At 74.7% G+C, this 14,878-nt stretch carries 14 protein-coding genes and 1 tRNA gene; 9 read left to right on the plus strand and 6 right to left on the minus strand.

Features of this window, described 5'->3' with window-relative positions:
* Positions 1 to 117: 117 nt before the first annotated feature.
* Both rph and rdgB read left to right on the plus strand, forming a co-directional pair.
* The gene (rph, locus tag ACFY07_RS22500; protein ID WP_230747191.1) at positions 118 to 843 is read left to right on the plus strand and encodes a ribonuclease PH; all 726 of its coding nucleotides are present in this window, start codon (positions 118 to 120) and stop codon (positions 841 to 843) included.
* A 161-nt stretch (positions 844 to 1,004) separates the two neighbouring features.
* Complete coding sequence (rdgB, locus tag ACFY07_RS22505; RefSeq protein WP_390871001.1) at positions 1,005 to 1,613, plus strand: RdgB/HAM1 family non-canonical purine NTP pyrophosphatase; 609 nt, start codon at positions 1,005 to 1,007, stop codon at positions 1,611 to 1,613.
* Between the two features lie 60 nt (positions 1,614 to 1,673).
* On the opposite strand, the gene ACFY07_RS22510 is transcribed toward rdgB, so the two are convergent.
* The 3 genes from ACFY07_RS22510 to bcp all read right to left on the minus strand — a co-directional run bounded on the left by ACFY07_RS22510 (position 1,674) and on the right by bcp (position 3,621).
* Positions 1,674 to 1,758, minus strand: a tRNA-Leu gene (locus tag ACFY07_RS22510).
* Between the two features lie 10 nt (positions 1,759 to 1,768).
* On the minus strand, positions 1,769 to 2,818 hold the full coding sequence (locus tag ACFY07_RS22515) for an HNH endonuclease (protein WP_390871003.1): 1,050 nt from the start codon (positions 2,816 to 2,818) through the stop codon (positions 1,769 to 1,771).
* A 335-nt stretch (positions 2,819 to 3,153) separates the two neighbouring features.
* The gene (gene bcp / locus ACFY07_RS22520) at positions 3,154 to 3,621 is read right to left on the minus strand and encodes a thioredoxin-dependent thiol peroxidase (protein ID WP_390871005.1); all 468 of its coding nucleotides are present in this window, start codon (positions 3,619 to 3,621) and stop codon (positions 3,154 to 3,156) included.
* Between the two features lie 144 nt (positions 3,622 to 3,765).
* Here bcp and ACFY07_RS22525 point away from each other — a divergent pair, with 144 nt between their 5' ends.
* Both ACFY07_RS22525 and ACFY07_RS22530 read left to right on the plus strand, forming a co-directional pair.
* Positions 3,766 to 4,116, plus strand: coding sequence for a DUF3618 domain-containing protein (locus ACFY07_RS22525; RefSeq protein ID WP_230747183.1), 351 nt, complete (start codon positions 3,766 to 3,768; stop codon positions 4,114 to 4,116).
* A gap of 149 nt (positions 4,117 to 4,265) precedes the next feature.
* Entirely contained in the window at positions 4,266 to 4,568 is a 303-nt protein-coding gene (locus tag ACFY07_RS22530; RefSeq protein WP_374228257.1) for a co-chaperone GroES, read from the plus strand.
* A gap of 373 nt (positions 4,569 to 4,941) precedes the next feature.
* Here ACFY07_RS22530 and ACFY07_RS22535 read toward each other — a convergent pair whose 3' ends face one another.
* Positions 4,942 to 7,290 carry a transglycosylase domain-containing protein gene (locus ACFY07_RS22535; protein WP_390871007.1) on the minus strand — a complete coding sequence of 783 codons (2,349 nt, stop codon included), beginning with the start codon at positions 7,288 to 7,290 and terminating at the stop codon, positions 4,942 to 4,944.
* 405 nt (positions 7,291 to 7,695) lie between these two features.
* Between ACFY07_RS22535 and ACFY07_RS22540 the strand changes: the two genes are divergently transcribed.
* The 5 genes from ACFY07_RS22540 to ACFY07_RS22560 all read left to right on the plus strand — a co-directional run bounded on the left by ACFY07_RS22540 (position 7,696) and on the right by ACFY07_RS22560 (position 13,125).
* Positions 7,696 to 8,499 carry an ABC transporter permease gene (locus ACFY07_RS22540; RefSeq protein WP_390871074.1) on the plus strand — a complete coding sequence of 268 codons (804 nt, stop codon included), beginning with the start codon at positions 7,696 to 7,698 and terminating at the stop codon, positions 8,497 to 8,499.
* A 115-nt stretch (positions 8,500 to 8,614) separates the two neighbouring features.
* Complete coding sequence (locus ACFY07_RS22545; protein ID WP_390871076.1) at positions 8,615 to 9,391, plus strand: ABC transporter permease; 777 nt, start codon at positions 8,615 to 8,617, stop codon at positions 9,389 to 9,391.
* A gap of 47 nt (positions 9,392 to 9,438) precedes the next feature.
* Positions 9,439 to 10,440, plus strand: coding sequence for an ATP-binding cassette domain-containing protein (locus ACFY07_RS22550; protein ID WP_390871009.1), 1,002 nt, complete (start codon positions 9,439 to 9,441; stop codon positions 10,438 to 10,440).
* A 139-nt stretch (positions 10,441 to 10,579) separates the two neighbouring features.
* Positions 10,580 to 11,953 carry a DUF445 domain-containing protein gene (locus ACFY07_RS22555; protein ID WP_390871011.1) on the plus strand — a complete coding sequence of 458 codons (1,374 nt, stop codon included), beginning with the start codon at positions 10,580 to 10,582 and terminating at the stop codon, positions 11,951 to 11,953.
* Between the two features lie 53 nt (positions 11,954 to 12,006).
* Positions 12,007 to 13,125, plus strand: a complete 1,119-nt coding sequence (locus ACFY07_RS22560; protein WP_390871013.1) for an adenosine deaminase — start codon at positions 12,007 to 12,009, stop codon at positions 13,123 to 13,125.
* A 126-nt stretch (positions 13,126 to 13,251) separates the two neighbouring features.
* On the opposite strand, the gene ACFY07_RS22565 is transcribed toward ACFY07_RS22560, so the two are convergent.
* Together ACFY07_RS22565 and ACFY07_RS22570 are read right to left on the minus strand one after the other, a co-directional pair.
* Positions 13,252 to 13,731: a heme-degrading domain-containing protein gene (locus ACFY07_RS22565; protein ID WP_230747177.1), complete on the minus strand. Its 480-nt coding sequence runs from the start codon at positions 13,729 to 13,731 to the stop codon at positions 13,252 to 13,254.
* Positions 13,728 to 14,849: a Gfo/Idh/MocA family oxidoreductase gene (locus tag ACFY07_RS22570; RefSeq protein ID WP_390871015.1), complete on the minus strand. Its 1,122-nt coding sequence runs from the start codon at positions 14,847 to 14,849 to the stop codon at positions 13,728 to 13,730. Before ACFY07_RS22570 ends, ACFY07_RS22565 begins: the two co-directional genes overlap by 4 nt.
* Between the last annotated feature and the right edge of the window lie 29 nt (positions 14,850 to 14,878).

Below are 14,878 nucleotides of genomic sequence, written 5' to 3' on the forward strand. Positions count from 1 at the left end.
CGACCACCCGCGGCCACGCCCTCCCCGCCAGCACGCAACCCGGCACGCCCGCACGCCGCACCCCCGCGCGCCCCGCCGCACCGCACCCCCGCCACCGCTCGACTAGGCTCGGCCGCTATGTCACGCATCGACGGCCGCACCCCCGACCAGCTCCGCCCCGTCACCATCGAACGCGGCTGGAGCAAGCACGCCGAAGGCTCCGTCCTCGTCTCCTTCGGCGACACCCGCGTCCTCTGCACCGCCAGCGTCACCGAAGGCGTCCCCCGCTGGCGCAGGGGCAGCGGCGAAGGCTGGGTCACCGCCGAGTACTCCATGCTCCCCCGCGCCACCAACACCCGCGGCGACCGCGAATCCGTCCGCGGCAAGATCGGCGGCCGCACCCACGAGATCAGCCGCCTCATCGGCCGCTCGCTCCGCGCCGTCATCGACCACCGCGCCCTCGCCGAGAACACCGTCGTCCTCGACTGCGACGTCCTCCAGGCCGACGGCGGCACCCGCACCGCCGCCATCACCGGCGCCTACGTCGCCCTCGCCGACGCCCTCACCTGGGCCCGCGAGAAGAAGATCCTCCGCGCCAAGGGCCAGCCCCTCACCGGCACCGTCAGCGCCGTCAGCGTCGGCATCATCGACGGCACCCCCATGCTCGACCTCTGCTACGAGGAGGACGTCCGCGCAGAGACCGACATGAACATCGTCTGCACCGGCGACGGCCGCTTCATCGAGGTCCAGGGCACCGCCGAAGGCGCCCCCTTCGACCGCGCCCTCCTCGACCAGCTCCTCGACCTCGGCACCCTCGGCTGCGCCGAACTCGACCACATCCAGCGCAAGGCCCTCGAAGGCTGACCCGCACCCCGCCCCGCCGCACGCGCCCGCCGGACCCGGACCCGCCCGGACCGGCGGGCGCGCCCGCGCGGCCCCCGGCCCGGTCCGCACCGCCCACCCGCACCCGTCGGATGCCCGCCGGGTGCCCGCCCCGCAGCCCCACCCGGGGATAATCGGACCCCATGAGCACCCAGCGCCTCGTCCTCGCCACCCGCAACCGGCACAAGGTCACCGAACTCCACGCCATCCTCACCGAGGCCGGACTGGACGTCGAACTCGTCGGCGCCGACGCCTACCCCGACATCCCCGACGTCCGCGAGACCGGCGTCACCTTCGCCGAGAACGCCCTGCTCAAGGCCCACGCCCTCGCCCGGGCCACCGGCCACCCCGCCGTCGCCGACGACTCCGGCCTCTGCGTCGACGTCCTCGGCGGCGCCCCCGGCATCTTCTCCGCCCGCTGGGCCGGCCGCCACGGCGACGACAAGGCCAACCTCGACCTGCTCCTCGCCCAGCTCTCCGACATCGCCGCGCCCCACCGCGGCGCCCACTTCGCCTGCGCCGCCGCCCTCGCCCTCCCCGACGGCACCGAGCACGTCGTCGAGGGCCGTCTCGAAGGCACCCTCCGCACCGCCCCCTCCGGCACCAGCGGATTCGGCTACGACCCGATCCTCCAGCCCCACGGCGACACCCGTACCTGCGCCGAGCTGACCCCGGCCGAGAAGAACGCCATCAGCCACCGGGGCCACGCCTTCCGCGCCCTGGCCCCGGTCGTGAAGCAGTTCCTGGGCTGACACGACGCCGAAGGCCCGCCCGGGAAGTTCTCCCGGGCGGGCCTTCGATTCAAAGGAGAGTGCGGCCGAAGGGATTCGAACCCTCACGGATGCAAGATCCACTGGCACCTAAAGCCAGGGCGGCTGCCAATTTCGCCACGGCCGCATGAACTCCATCATGGTACTTGGGTCTTGCTCTCCACGGCACCCTCATGAGACGGCCGGAGGCGAACTTCCCCTCGGGCCCGATTGCCGTTGCACCAGGTGGCGGTCTGGGAGTGGCAGTTGGGGCAGAGAAAGCGGAGGTTCTCCAGCCTGTTGTCGAGCCAGTTCCCGTTCACGTGGTCGATCTGGAGGGTGAGCCGCCCACCCTGCCACTCGCCGGAGATGCCGCACTGGGTGCAGCGGTAGTCGAGCCCACTGTCCTCCATCGCCCGTCGCAGCCGGAGGTGGCCGATCCGGGAGGACCCCTCGGGCCGGATCCGGAGGATGTCGGTCACATCCCTTCCCGGACGGGGCTTCGACGTGAGGTCCGAGGAGCGATGGGTGAAGTGCGAGGTGTCGAGCTCCAGACGGAGGATGCGGGTGCGAACCTTGCGATGGTTCCCTGGCGTCGTCTCCAGCCCGAGCTTCCGCATGACCTCGGCGAAACTGGTGGACGCGGCCACCAGCCTGCGCAGTTCTTCCGGGTCGGACGCGACACGGGCGTGCGAGAAGTGCGACGTGTCCAGCTCCAGCTGCCTGACGGCGCGCCCGAGGGCGGCCCTGGTGCTGCTGTCCCCGTTGGTGATGCCGAGGAGCTTGGCGACCTCGCGGATGCTGCGGCCTCCTGCGACGGCGGCCGCGATCTCCTCCGCAGTGAATGGCAGCTCGCTGACCACCTTGTTCATCTGCGGGAAGTGACCGATGTCGATGCCGGCGGCCTGGATGCGCCGCCTCAGGTGGGACATCGTCCCGCTCGCCGGAACGGCACCGAGCCGTCGCGCCACCTCTCGCATCGTGGTGGATGCTGCAACCGCCTCGGCGATCGCCTGATCGGTGTACCTGGTCCACGGGCTGCGCTGCCTGAAGTGATCGGTGCTGATGCCGTGTGCGGCGACGGTCTTCTGGAGCTGCTTGCGCCGCCCTCCGCTGATCTCCACGCCGAGTCGGCGCATCAGGTCGTTCCAGTTCCTGGACCGGGCGACCTCCTCGGTGAGGCGGTCGCGGTCGTAGACACCGTCCATCGGGTTCCCTCCCTGCCGTGGCGAGAGGGGTGGGCGCGGCGCGACTCCCCGATCCGCCGTGGCATCAGTGAGTCGTCGCATGTGCGGCCGTGTGGTCGGCCGTCGTACGGGAGAACGAGGGAGGGGCCGTCCGGGTTACGGGTCGGGGGAAGGGATGTGCCGAAGATCGGTTGACATGGTCCATACCAATCCGCGACAGTCCTTGTCCTGCGGTGGCGGAGAGTCCTGTCGGGGGGCCCGCCGCCACCGCTCCGCCCTGCCCGGGGGCCCGCCCGGGGAGGCCGGCCCGCCCGGGACCGGGCGCGGGGGCCGGATCCCGGGCCGGGGGCCGGGGTTCAGACGCCGAGGTCCTTGAGGAGCTTGGCGACGTGGCCGGTGGCGCGGACGTTGTAGAGGGCCCGTTCGACCTTCCCCTCCTCGTCGACGACGACGGTGGAGCGGATGACGCCGGTGACGGTCTTCCCGTACATGGTCTTCTCGCCGAAGGCGCCGTAGGCGGTCAGGGTCTCCTTGGACGGGTCGGCGAGGAGGGTGACCCTCAGGTCCTCCTTCTCGCGGAACCTGGCGAGCTTCTCCGGCTTGTCGGGGGAGATGCCGACGACGTCGTAGCCGGCGCCGGCGAGCACCTCGAGGTTGTCGGTGAAGTCGCAGGCCTGCTTGGTGCAGCCGGGGGTGAGGGCGGCGGGGTAGAAGTAGACGATCACCTTGCGGCCGCGGTGGTCGGCGAGGGAGACCTCCTTGCCGTCCGCGTCGGGCAGGGTGAAGGCGGGGGCGGTGTCGCCGGGCTGGAGTCGCTCGCTCACGGGGGATTTCTCCTCGGGGTGGGATGCGGCCGTGCTATCAGGAAAGGTACTCCGGTGGCGGGGTGCCGCTGAGCACCGAGGGACCGCGCCTGACAGACTGTTCATCATCGGACGAATACGGCACGGGTGAGTGAGGTGGCCCTCTTGGGCGAGGTCGGGACGCGTGGCAGGAGCGGCGGCCCGGACGGGCGTTCCGCCGCCGAGATCGAGGCGTCGATCGCGGCGACCCGCCGCCAGCTGGCGGCGACGCTGGACGAGATCGCGGTGCGGGTGCACCCGTCGACGGTGGCGGCGCAGGCGAAGGCGCGGGTGGCGGCGGCCGCCGACCGCACGGTGGGCCGTGCGTACGTGGCGGCGAACCGGGGTGTGGAGCAGGTGCGGGCGCAGTTCGTGGACGAGAAGGGCGGTCTGCGCCCGGAGCGGGTGCTGCCGGTGGCGGCGGTGGCCGTGGCCGCGGTGGCGGCCGTGGTGCTGCTGCGGCGCCGGGGCCGGTAGGAGGGGCGCGGCTTCTGTGCGCCGAGGGCCGGACCGGGCGGGTGCCCGGTCCGGCCCTCGCGTGTCGGGGGTGGGGCGGGGGAAGGTATTTTCGGTGTGTGAGTGAGACCAGGCTGGACGAGAACCTCGGCGAGAAGCTGCCGATCCGGATGCTGCACGACCGGGTGCTGGTGCGCACGGAGGGCGGGGAGGGCGAGCGTCGTTCGACGGGCGGCATCCTGATCCCGGCGACGGCGGAGCTGTCGAAGCGGTGCGCCTGGGCGGAGGCGGTCGCGGTGGGGCAGAACGTGCGCTCGGTGGAGCCGGGTGACCGGGTGCTGTTCGATCCGGAGGACCGCGCGGAGGTGGAGGTGCGGGGGACGGTGTACGTGCTGCTGCGGGAGCGGGACATCCACGCGGTGGCGGCGGAGCGGATCGGCGACGGCGGCGGGGGCACGGGCCTGTACCTCTGACCCGGGACTCCGGTCCGTACCTCCGGTCCGTATCTCCGGCCCGGGGCTCCGGCCGGTTCCCCGCCCCGGGCCTCCGGCGGTTCCGGCGGGCGGCTGTTCCGGCCGGGCCCCTGGGTCTGCGGGGCGGCCGTCGTGGCGGTGTTCCCCGTCCGGGTCCGTGCCGGCGGTGCGGTTCCCGGGTGCAGCTGCGGGCCGCCTCCTCCGGTGCGGAGGGGGCGGCCCGCCGGTGTGTCCGGGTGCGGGTGCGGGTGCGGGTGCGGGTGTCCGGGCCGGAGGCGGGGTCCGGGTGTGCGGGCCTGCCGCGTGGTCCGGGCTGTCCACGGACCGGTCGGGTGCGGCTCACGGGCAGACGGGGCTCACGGGCGGACGGGGCTCACTGGCCGGTGAGGGGGACGGCGGGGCCGCTGCTCTGGCTGCCGTCGCCGCCCGGTGTCCCGCCGCTGCCGCCGCCGGTGTCGTTGGCGCCGATGGAGCCGCCGTCGCCGCCGCTGCCGCCGACGGGTCCGCCGTCGCCGCCGCCGAGGGCGCCGCCGATGAGGCTGCCGCTGCTGGGCGGGCCGGAGGGCGGGGTGCTGTCCTCGGGGCTGCCGGGTTCGGTGGAGGGGTTGCGGGAGGGCTCGGGGGCGCTGGGGGTGCCGCTGGGGGAGGGGGTGCTGCTGGGGCTGGGGCTCGGGCTGGGCGAGGCGGTGGGGGAGACGAGCGGGGCGCCGGTGTTGCCGTTGCTGGGGGCGAGTTCGAACGCGGCGGCCGGTGTGCCCTTGAGGGCGCCGCGCATGTAGGCGGTCCAGATGCGGGTGGGGAAGGTGCCGCCGTTGATGCGGGCGAGGCCGGCGGTTCCGTTGAGGGAGAGGTGGTTGTGGGTCCTGGCGTCCTCGCGGAAGATGCCGACGGTGGTGACGAGCTGGGGGGTGTAGCCGGCGAACCAGGCCGACATGTTGGCGTCGGTGGTGCCGGTCTTGCCGGCGGCGGGGCGGTCGAGGTCGAGGGCGGCGTAGCCGGTGCCGCGGGGTGAGACGACGTCCTGGAGGACGGAGGTGACGGCGTCGGCGGTGCCGCGGTCGACGGCCTGGACGGGGTTGTGGGCGGGGAGGGGGGTGGCGGTGTTGTCGCGTTCGAGCTTCTGGACGGACCAGGGGGTGACGCGCCGGCCGTGGTCGGCGAGGGTGGCGTAGGCGCCGGCGAGGTCGAGGGCGCTGGGGGTGGCGGTGCCGAGGGCCATGGAGCTGTTGGCGGGGTTCATGCCGTCGACGGTGGAGGGGATGCCGAGGGCGATCGCGGTGTCGCGGACGTGCTGGAGTCCGGCGTCGACGGCCTCCTGGGCGTAGACGGAGTTGACGGACTTCATCATGGCGTAGCGGAGGGTGACGGTGCCGTAGTCGACGTCGTCCTCGTTGGGGGGTGCGTAGCGGCCGGGGCCGCCGGTGACGGGGCGGCGGCTGGTGCCGTCGTAGTAGGTCTGGGTGGTGATGCGCCGGCCGTCCTGGGTGGTGTGCTCGCCCTCGAGGCCGGCGGTGAGGTCGAAGACCTTGAAGGTGGAGCCGATGGGGTTGTCCTGGCGGGTGGCGTCGTTGAAGGGCTGGGTGGTGTAGTCGGGTCCGCCGTAGACGGCGACGACCTTGCCGGTGCGGGGGTCGACGGAGGCGCCGGCGACGCGGACGTCGGTGTCGGTCCTCGGGCGGCCCCGGGGGTCGAGCTGGTCGGTGAGCTCCTTCTTGACGGCGGCGGCGAAGGCGTCCTGCTTCTTCTTGTCGAAGGTGGTGGTGATCTTCCAGCCGCCGGCCTGGAGGGTGGCCTCGTCGACGACCTTGTTCCTCAGGAGGTAGTCGCGGGCGATGTCGACGAGGTAGCCGGCCTGGCCGCCGACGCCGGGGGTGGGCTGGCGTTCGAGGGGCTGGGGGAAGGCCATGGCGGCGCGGCGGGCGGGGGTGAGCCAGCCTTCCTCGACCATGCCGTCGAGGACGTAGTTCCAGCGGGCGACGGCGGCGCGGCGGTTGGCGGGGGTGGTGTTGCGGACGTCGTACTGGCTGGGGGCCTGGAGGAGGGCGGCGAGGTAGGCGCCCTGGGCGGTGGTGAGCCGGGCGGCGTCGGTGCCGTAGTAGGCGCGGGCGGCGGCCTGGATGCCGTAGGCGTTGCGGCCGAAGTAGCTGGTGTTGAGGTAGCCGTCGAGGATCTGCTGCTTGCTCTCGGTCTGGTCGACCTTGAGGGCGATGAGGATCTCCTTGGCCTTGCGGGTGAGGGTCTGCTCCTGGGTGAGGTAGTAGTTCTTGACGTACTGCTGGGTGATGGTGGAGCCGCCCTGGGTGCCCCGGCCGGTGACGGTCTTGAGGGCGGCGCGGAGGCTGCCCTTCACGTCGACGCCCTTGTTCTTGTAGAAGCTGCGGTCCTCGGCGGAGACGACGGCGTGCTGCATGTCGAGGGGGATCTGGTCGAGGGGGACGGACTCGCGGTTGACGTCGCCGGTGCGGCCGAGTTCGGTCTTCCCGTCGGAGTAGTAGTAGACGTTGCTCTGGGCGACGGCCTGGGCGTTGGCGCCGGGGACGGCGACGGTCAGGTAGAGGAGGACGAAGGCGCCGGCGCCGACGAGGACGAGCAGGAGGAGGGCGGCGAGGAGGCCGCGCCAGGTGGGGAGCAGGCGTCTGAGGCCGGTGCGCCGGGCGCGGCGCGCTTCGTGTGCGGCCTGTCGGCGGGCGCGGCGTGCGGCGCCCTTGCTCTGCTCGCTCATGGCTCCTGCTCGGTGTCGTGCATCGGGGCGCGGCCGTTGGGGGAACGTCCGGCTCCTCCAGGCTCACACCTTCGCATCATCGGTAACGATTGCCGGGGCGGCGCGCCCCCGGCGCCTGTTGTGGCGGTTCTGTGACGGGGGGTGTGGCGTGGGGTGTGGCGGGGGCCGCTCGGGAGGGTGGCGGAGGGGGTCGAAGGGGGAGTAATCGGGTGCGCCCGCGGGAGGTGGGCGCTACCCTGCGAGCACAACCGAAGACCGTGCGCGTGCGGCCGTGCCGTGCGCGCCCGCCGCTGTGCTCCGCGCCGACTCCCGGGACCCCCGGGGTGTCCGGGTGCGGGGCCGTTCGGCGTGCCCGGGCGCGGAAGGCCCGTTCGCCCGTCGACTTGTCGACATGGAGGTCGCGTGCTGCTCACCCTCTACGGCTCCGTGGCCCGCGGATCGTTCCGCCGCCACGCCACCTACCGCGCGGCGACCTTCGCCGGCGCGTTCACCAACACCGCCTTCGGCTTCATCCTCAGCTCCACCTACCTGGCGCTGTGGCACGCCCGGCCGGGCCTCGGCGGCTACAGCGCGGAGGCGGCGGTCACCTACATCTGGATCGGCCAGGCGCTGCTGGCGACCGTCGCGGTGTGGGGCGGCGGCTTCCAGGACGAGCTGCAGGCCCGCATCCGCAGCGGCGACGTGGCCGTCGACCTGTACCGGCCGGTGGACCTGCAGGCCTGGTGGCTGGCGGGCGACCTGGGCCGGGCCGCCTTCCAGCTCCTGGCGCGGGGCGCCGCTCCGCTGCTGGTGGGGGCGCTCGCCTACCGGCTGCGGCTGCCGCACGCGGCCGTGACCTGGGCGGCGTTCCTGCTGTCGGCGGCGCTGGCGGTGACGGTCAGCTTCGCGGTCCGCTACCTGGTGTCCCTCACCGGCTTCTGGCTGCTGGACGCGGACGGGGTGCGGGCGCTGGTCGGGATCACCGGGATGTTCCTCTCCGGGATGCTGCTGCCGCTCGCCCTCTTCCCGGGGGCGCTGGGCGCCGCGGCCCGGGTGCTGCCGTGGTCGGCGATGGTGCAGGTCCCGTGCGACGTGCTGCTGGAGCGGCGTACCGGCGGGGCGCTGGCCCGGGCGCTGGGCTTCCAGCTGCTGTGGGCGGTGCTGCTGCTGGGGGCGGGCCGGGCCGTGCAGGGGGCGGCGACGCGGCGGGTGGTGGTGCAGGGTGGCTGACGGCGACGACGGGCCGGGCTCCCCTGCCGCCGCCGCCCCGGGCGCCGGGGCCGGCTCCGCTCCCCCCGGCGGGCGGCTGCCGGGCCGGACGGCGTGGGGGCTGCGCGTGTGGTGGATGACCGCCGCGATGTGGACGCGTTCGGCGATGGCGTACCGGACGTCGTTCGTGCTGATGACGGTCGGCAACCTGGCGGCGACGGGGATGGACTTCGTCGTGATCGCGCTGATGTTCCGGCACACGGGCAGCCTCGGCGGGTGGGGGCTGCGGGAGGTGGCGTTCCTGTACGGGACCGCGGGCCTGGCGATGGGCCTGGCGGACCTGCTGGTCGGCAGCATCGACAAGCTGGGCGAGCGGATCCGCCTCGGCACCCTCGACGTGGTGCTGGTGCGCCCGGCGCCGGCCCTCGCGCAGATGGCCGCGGACCGCTTCGCGCTGCGCCGGATCGGGCGGCCGCTGCAGGCGTCGGCGGTCCTGGTGTGGGCGCTGGCGGGGCTGCACGTGGACTGGACGTGGGACCGGGTGCTGCTGCTGCCGGTCATGGCGGTCTGCGGCACGGTGATCTTCGCGTCGCTGTTCGTGGCCGGCTCCTGCCTGCAGTTCTGGGCGGCGGACGCGGCGGAGGTGCAGAACACCGTCACCTACGGCGGCGCCACGCTCCTGCAGTACCCGCCGACGGTCTTCGCCCGGGAGCTGGTCGCGGGCACCGTGTTCGGCGTGCCGCTGGCCTTCGTCAACTGGCTGCCGGCGCTGCACGTCCTGGGCCGCCCCGACCCGCTGCACCTGCCGGAGGCGTTCCGCTTCGCCTCCCCGGCGGCCGCCGCCCTGGCGGCGGCCGCGGCCGGCCTGCTGTGGCGGGCCGGTCTGCGCTCGTACCGCGGCACCGGCAGCTGAACCCCCGTCGCGGACCCCACCGGACACGAGAGGACGTGAGAGGGACCATGGCACTCATCGAGGTCGACGGCGTCAGCCGGACCTTCACCGTGCGCGCCCGCGCCGGCCGGTTCAGGAGGACCAGGAGGGAGGTGCGCGCCGTCGACGGGCTGGACTTCACCGTCGAGGAGGGCGAGTGCGTCGGGTACATCGGGCCCAACGGCGCGGGGAAGTCGACGACGGTGAAGATGCTCACCGGCATCCTGGTGCCCAGCGCCGGGCGGCTGCGGGTCGCCGGCGTGGACCCGGCGCGGGAGCGGGTGCGGCTCGCGCACCGCATCGGCGTCGTCTTCGGGCAGCGCACCACCCTGTGGTGGGACCTGCCGCTGCGGGACTCCTTCGAGCTGGTGCGCCGCGTCTACCGGGTCCCCGCGGACCGCTTCCGCCGCAACCTGGACCGCTGCCTGGAGATGCTGGACCTGGGGCCGCTGCTGGACACCCCGGTGCGGCAGCTCTCCCTGGGCCAGCGGATGCGGGGCGACCTGGCGGCGGCGCTCCTGCACGACCCGCGGGTGCTGTACCTGGACGAGCCGACGATCGGGCTGGACGTGGTCAGCCGCAACCGGGTAAGGGAGTTCCTGCGGGAGGTCAACACCGGGCACGGCACGACGGTGCTGCTCACCACGCACGACCTCACCGACGTGGAGCGGCTGTGCTCGCGGGTGATGGTCATCGACCACGGCCGGGTGGTCCACGACGGAGGCCTGGCGGAGCTGCACGCGGTGGGGGAGAGCGAGCGGATGCTGGTGGTGGACCTGGCCGCGCCGCACCCGCCGGTGGAGGTGGCGGGGGCGCGGGTGGTGCGGGTGGAGGGGCCGCGGCAGTGGCTGGCGTTCCCGGCGTCGCGCAGCGCCGCGCCGCTGGTGGCGGAGGTCGCGGCCCGCTACCCGCTGGTGGACCTGTCGGTGCGGGAGCCGGCGATCGAGGACGTGATCGCGCGGCTGTACTCGGGGGAGCGGGCCGGGGCGGCGGCCGGGGCGGGGGAGGGGGCCGCGGTGCGGTCGGGCTGACGGGGGTGTGCGGGCGCCGTCCGGCCGGTCTCCGCGGGCCGGCCGGGCACCGCATACGGTGGGCTGCGGGCCCGGGCGTCCCCTGCCGGGCGTCCGGGTCGGCGGCCTTCGTGCGGCCGGAGCGGGGAGGATCGGGGTCGTGACGGGTGCGGACGGGAGCGCGGGCGTGGACGTGGGTGCGGGCGGCGGCGCGGAGCCGGGCGTGGGCGGCGGGGTGGACGCGGGCCCCGGCGGCGCCACCGCCGTGTCGGGCGTGCGGTTCACCGCCTCCGACGAGGCGAAGCGGCGCGGGGTGCGCCGAATGAAGGTGCTGGCCACGGGCCTGCTGCTGGTGGCGACGGCCGTGTACGGGCTGGCCCGGTGGGCGGGGGCGTCGGGCGCGGGCGCCTGGGCCGGGTACGTGGAGAGCGCGGCGGAGGCGGGCATGGTGGGCGCGCTCGCCGACTGGTTCGCGGTGACGGCGCTGTTCCGCCGCCCGTTCGGGCTGCCGATCCCGCACACCGCGATCATCCCGACGAAGAAGGACGTCTTCGGGCGGAGCCTGGGTGCGTTCGTGGGGGAGAACTTCCTGGCGGCGCACGTGGTGCGGGGGCGGCTGCGGGCGCTGGGGGTGGGCGGGCGCGTCGGCCGGTGGCTGGCGGCGCCGGGCAGCGCGGAGCGGGTGACGCGGGAGGCGTCGGCGGCGCTGCGCGGCGTGCTGGCGGTGCTGCGCGACGAGGACGTGCAGGCGGTGGTGGGGGAGGCGGTGACGCGGCGGTTCTCCTCGCAGCAGGTGGCGCAGCCCCTCGGCCGGATGCTGGGGCGGGTGGTCGCGGACGGCGGCCACCGGGGCGTGGTGGACCTGGTGGCGGTGCGGCTGCACGACTGGCTGGTGGAGCACCGGGAGGAGGTGGTGCAGCGGATCGCGGAGGAGTCGCCGGGGTGGACGCCGAAGTTCATCGACCACCAGGTGGGGGTGCGGGTCCACAAGGAGCTGCTGCGGTTCGCCGCCGAGGTCCGGGACGACCCGGCGCACCCGGCGCGCGGCGCGGTCGACGGCTTCCTGGCGGACTTCGCGCGGGAGCTGCGGACCGACCCGGGGACGATCGGCCGGGTGGAGCGGGCGAAGGAGCAGCTGCTGGCGCGCCCCGAGGTGCAGGAGCTGATCGCCTCCTCGTGGAGCGCGGTGCGGTCGCTGGTGCTGGCGGCGGCGGAGGACGAGGACAGCGAGCTGCGGCGGCGGATCCGCGACGGGGTGCGGTCGCTGGGGGAGCGGCTGGCCTCGGACGGGCGGCTGCAGCGGAAGGTCGACGGGTGGCTGGAGGACGCGGCCGAGTACGTGGTGGACACCTACCGGGACGAGATCACCTCGCTGATCTCGGAGACGGTCGCGGGGTGGGACGCGGTGGAGGCCTCGCGGAAGATCGAGGCGAACGTGGGGCGCGACCTGCAGTTCATCCGGATCAACGGCACGGTGGTGGGGTCGCTGGCGGGCCTGCTGATCCACACGGTCTCGGTGATGGCCGCCGGCTGAGGCCGTGCGACGATGCGGGGGTCGTCACGGACGGGGAGCACGAGGAGCGAGGGATGTCGTCGGTGGGTGCAGGGAACAGGACGGGAGCGCAGGCCGGGTCGGGTGCGGAGGCGCGGACGGTGGATGCGGCGGGCGCCGCGGGCGCGGACGGGCTGGGGGCGTTCATCGCGGGGATGCCGAAGGCGGAGCTGCACGTCCACCACGTCGGCTCGGCGTCGCCGCGGGTCGTCGCCGGGCTCGCGGCCCGGCACGAGGGCACCACGAAGGTGCCGTCCGACCCGGGGCTGCTGGCGGAGTACTTCACCTTCCGCGACTTCGCGCACTTCATCGAGGTGTACCTGTCGGTGGTGGACCTCATCCGCGACGCGGAGGACGTGCGGGCGCTGACCTACGGCGTCGCCGAGGACATGGCCCGGCAGAACATCCGGTACGCGGAGCTGACGGTGACCCCGTACAGCTCGGTGCGCCGCGGCATCCCGGACGTCGCCTTCATGGAGGCGATCGAGGACGCGCGCCGGGCCGCGGAGGCCGAGCTGGGCGTGGTGCTGCGCTGGTGCTTCGACATCCCGGGCGAGGCCGGCCTGGAGTCCGCGGAGGAGACGGCGCGCCTGGCGCTGGATTTGGCCCCGGAGGGCCTGGTCAGCTTCGGCCTGGGCGGCCCCGAGGTGGGGGTGCCGCGGCCGCAGTTCAAGCCGTACTTCGACCGGGCGCGGGCGGCCGGCCTGCACAGCGTGCCGCACGCGGGCGAGACCACCGGTCCGCAGACGGTGTGGGACGCGCTGCGGGACCTGGGCGCGGAGCGGATCGGCCACGGCACGCAGGCGGTCCGCGACCCGCGGCTGGTGGACCACCTGGGCGAGCACCGCATCCCGCTGGAGGTGTGCCCGACGTCGAACATCGCGACCCGGGCGGTGGAGCGCATCGAGGACCACCCGATCCGGGAGATGGTCGCGGCCGGCCTGCTGGTGACGGTGAACAGCGACGACCCGCCGATGTTCGGCACCGACCTGAACACCGAGTACGCGGTGGCGGCGCGGCTGCTGGACCTGGACGAGGCGGGCGTGGCGGCCCTGGCGCGCAACGCGGTGGAGGCGTCGTTCCTGGACGGGGCGGGCAAGGCCCGGCTGGCGGCGGAGATCGACGCGCACCTGGCGCGCCACCGGGGCGTGTGACGCGTCCGGGCGCCGGGGCGTGCACCGGTGCGGGGCGGCGGCGGCCCGGTGGGGCCGCCGCCGCCCCGCGCGCGTTCAGGCGGTCGCCGCGGCCGGTGCCGGGGGCCCGGCCGTGCGCGCCGGGGCTCAGGCGCCCGCGAGGTGGCGTTCGAGCCCGGCGACGACGAGGCGGTGGTCCTCGGCCTGGGGCAGGCCGGAGACGGCGACGGTGCCGACGACGCCGACGCCGGAGACGGTGAGCGGGAAGGCGCCCCCGTGGGCGGCGTACAGGTCCGGGTCCAGGCGCGACTTCTCCTCGAAGGTGGAGCCCTTGGCGAGGAAGCGCAGGCCCACCAGCCAGGAGGCGTGGCCGAAGCGGTCCACCACGCGGGACTTGCGCAGGATCCAGGCGTCGTTGTCGGCGCTGGTCCCGGGCAGGGCGCAGTGGAAGAGCTGCTGGCCGTTGCGGCGCACGTCGACGGTGACGGCGGCGCCGCGGGCGCGGGCGAGGTCGGTGAGGGTGGTGCCCAGGCGCCAGGCGTCGTCGTTGTCGAGGCGCGGCAGGACGAGGCGCTTCTCCTCGGCCTCGACCAGCTGGATGAGTTCGGCGAGGTCGGTGGGGTTCACGCGCGCCCGCTCCCTTCGGTGGTGCCCGTGGTGCCCGTGGTGCCCTGCCCGGCGTCCCCGCCGGTGAGGTGGACGGTGGTGCCGGCGGCGGCCGAGCGGCGGGCGGCCTCCAGGACGGCGAGGACGGCGACCGCGTCGCGCGGGTCGACGGGCGGGGCCGCGCCGTCGCGCAGGGCGGCGGCGACGCCGCGGTAGAAGGCGGGGTAGTCGCCGGGTTCGGTGGGGAGCGGCGCGCTGTCGTCGGGGGTGCCGAGGACGCCGTAGGCGGACTCGGGCTCGGCGCCCCAGGGGCGGCCGTCGCCGGGGCGGCGGCCGGCGCGCAGGTCGGCCTCCTGCGGGTCGAGGCCGTGCTTGGTGTAGCCGGCGTGGTCGCCGAGGACCCGCAGGCGGGGTCCGAGCTGGGCGGCGGTGGCGCTCGTCCACAGGTGGGAGCGGACGCCGGAGGCGTGGGTGAGGGCGACGAACGCGTCGTCGTCGACGGCGGCGCCGGGGCGGCGCACGTCGACCTCGGCGTAGACGGCGGTGGCCGGGCCGAAGAGGGTCAGGGCCTGGTCGACCAGGTGGCTGCCCAGGTCGTACAGGGTGCCGCCGACCTCGGCGGGGTCCGCCAGCTCGCGCCAGCCCTCCTTGATCTGCGGGCGCCACCGCTCGAAGCGGGACTCGAAGCGCCGCACGGAGCCGAGGGCGCCGGCCTCCAGCAGGCGGCGGACGGTGAGCAGGTCGCCGTCCCAGCGGCGGTTCTGGAAGACCGTGAGCATCAGTCCGCGCTCCTCGGCCAGGCCGACGAGGGCGGCGGCCTCCGCGGCGGTGCCGGCGAGGGGCTTGTCGACGACGACGGGGAGCCCGGCCTCCAGGGCGGCGCGGGCGAGCGGCACGTGGGTGCGGTTGGGGGAGGCGATCACGACCAGGTCGAGCGCGGAGGGGTCCGCCAGCAGCTCCTCGGGCGCTTCGACGGCGCGGGCGCCGGGGTGCTCGCGGCGCAGCTGCTCGCGGCGCTCCGGGCTGGAGGTGACCACGGCGTCCAGCCGCAGCCCGGGGGTGGTGGCGATCAGCGGGGCGTGGAAGGCGGAGCCGGCGACGCCGAAGCCGACGAGGCCTGTGCGGAGGGGATCGGACATGCCCTCCACTTAAACAACAGTGTTGCGAA

It is taken from the genome of Streptomyces sp. NPDC001380 (assembly GCF_042895785.1).
Classification (GTDB): Bacteria; Actinomycetota; Actinomycetes; order Streptomycetales; family Streptomycetaceae; genus Peterkaempfera.

What these genes read in the sequence shown, in the direction of transcription:
- rph (WP_230747191.1), top strand. Translation starts at nt 118, where the DNA reads ATGTCACGCATCGACGGCCGCACCCCCGACCAGCTCCGCCCCGTCACC.
- rdgB (WP_390871001.1), top strand. Translation starts at nt 1,005, where the DNA reads ATGAGCACCCAGCGCCTCGTCCTCGCCACCCGCAACCGGCACAAGGTC.
- ACFY07_RS22515 (WP_390871003.1), bottom strand. Translation starts at nt 2,818, where the DNA reads ATGGACGGTGTCTACGACCGCGACCGCCTCACCGAGGAGGTCGCCCGG.
- ACFY07_RS22530 (WP_374228257.1), top strand. Translation starts at nt 4,266, where the DNA reads ATGCTGCACGACCGGGTGCTGGTGCGCACGGAGGGCGGGGAGGGCGAG.
- ACFY07_RS22535 (WP_390871007.1), bottom strand. Translation starts at nt 7,290, where the DNA reads ATGAGCGAGCAGAGCAAGGGCGCCGCACGCCGCGCCCGCCGACAGGCC.
- ACFY07_RS22545 (WP_390871076.1), top strand. Translation starts at nt 8,615, where the DNA reads ATGACCGCCGCGATGTGGACGCGTTCGGCGATGGCGTACCGGACGTCG.
- ACFY07_RS22550 (WP_390871009.1), top strand. Translation starts at nt 9,439, where the DNA reads ATGGCACTCATCGAGGTCGACGGCGTCAGCCGGACCTTCACCGTGCGC.
- ACFY07_RS22560 (WP_390871013.1), top strand. Translation starts at nt 12,007, where the DNA reads ATGTCGTCGGTGGGTGCAGGGAACAGGACGGGAGCGCAGGCCGGGTCG.
- ACFY07_RS22570 (WP_390871015.1), bottom strand. Translation starts at nt 14,849, where the DNA reads ATGTCCGATCCCCTCCGCACAGGCCTCGTCGGCTTCGGCGTCGCCGGC.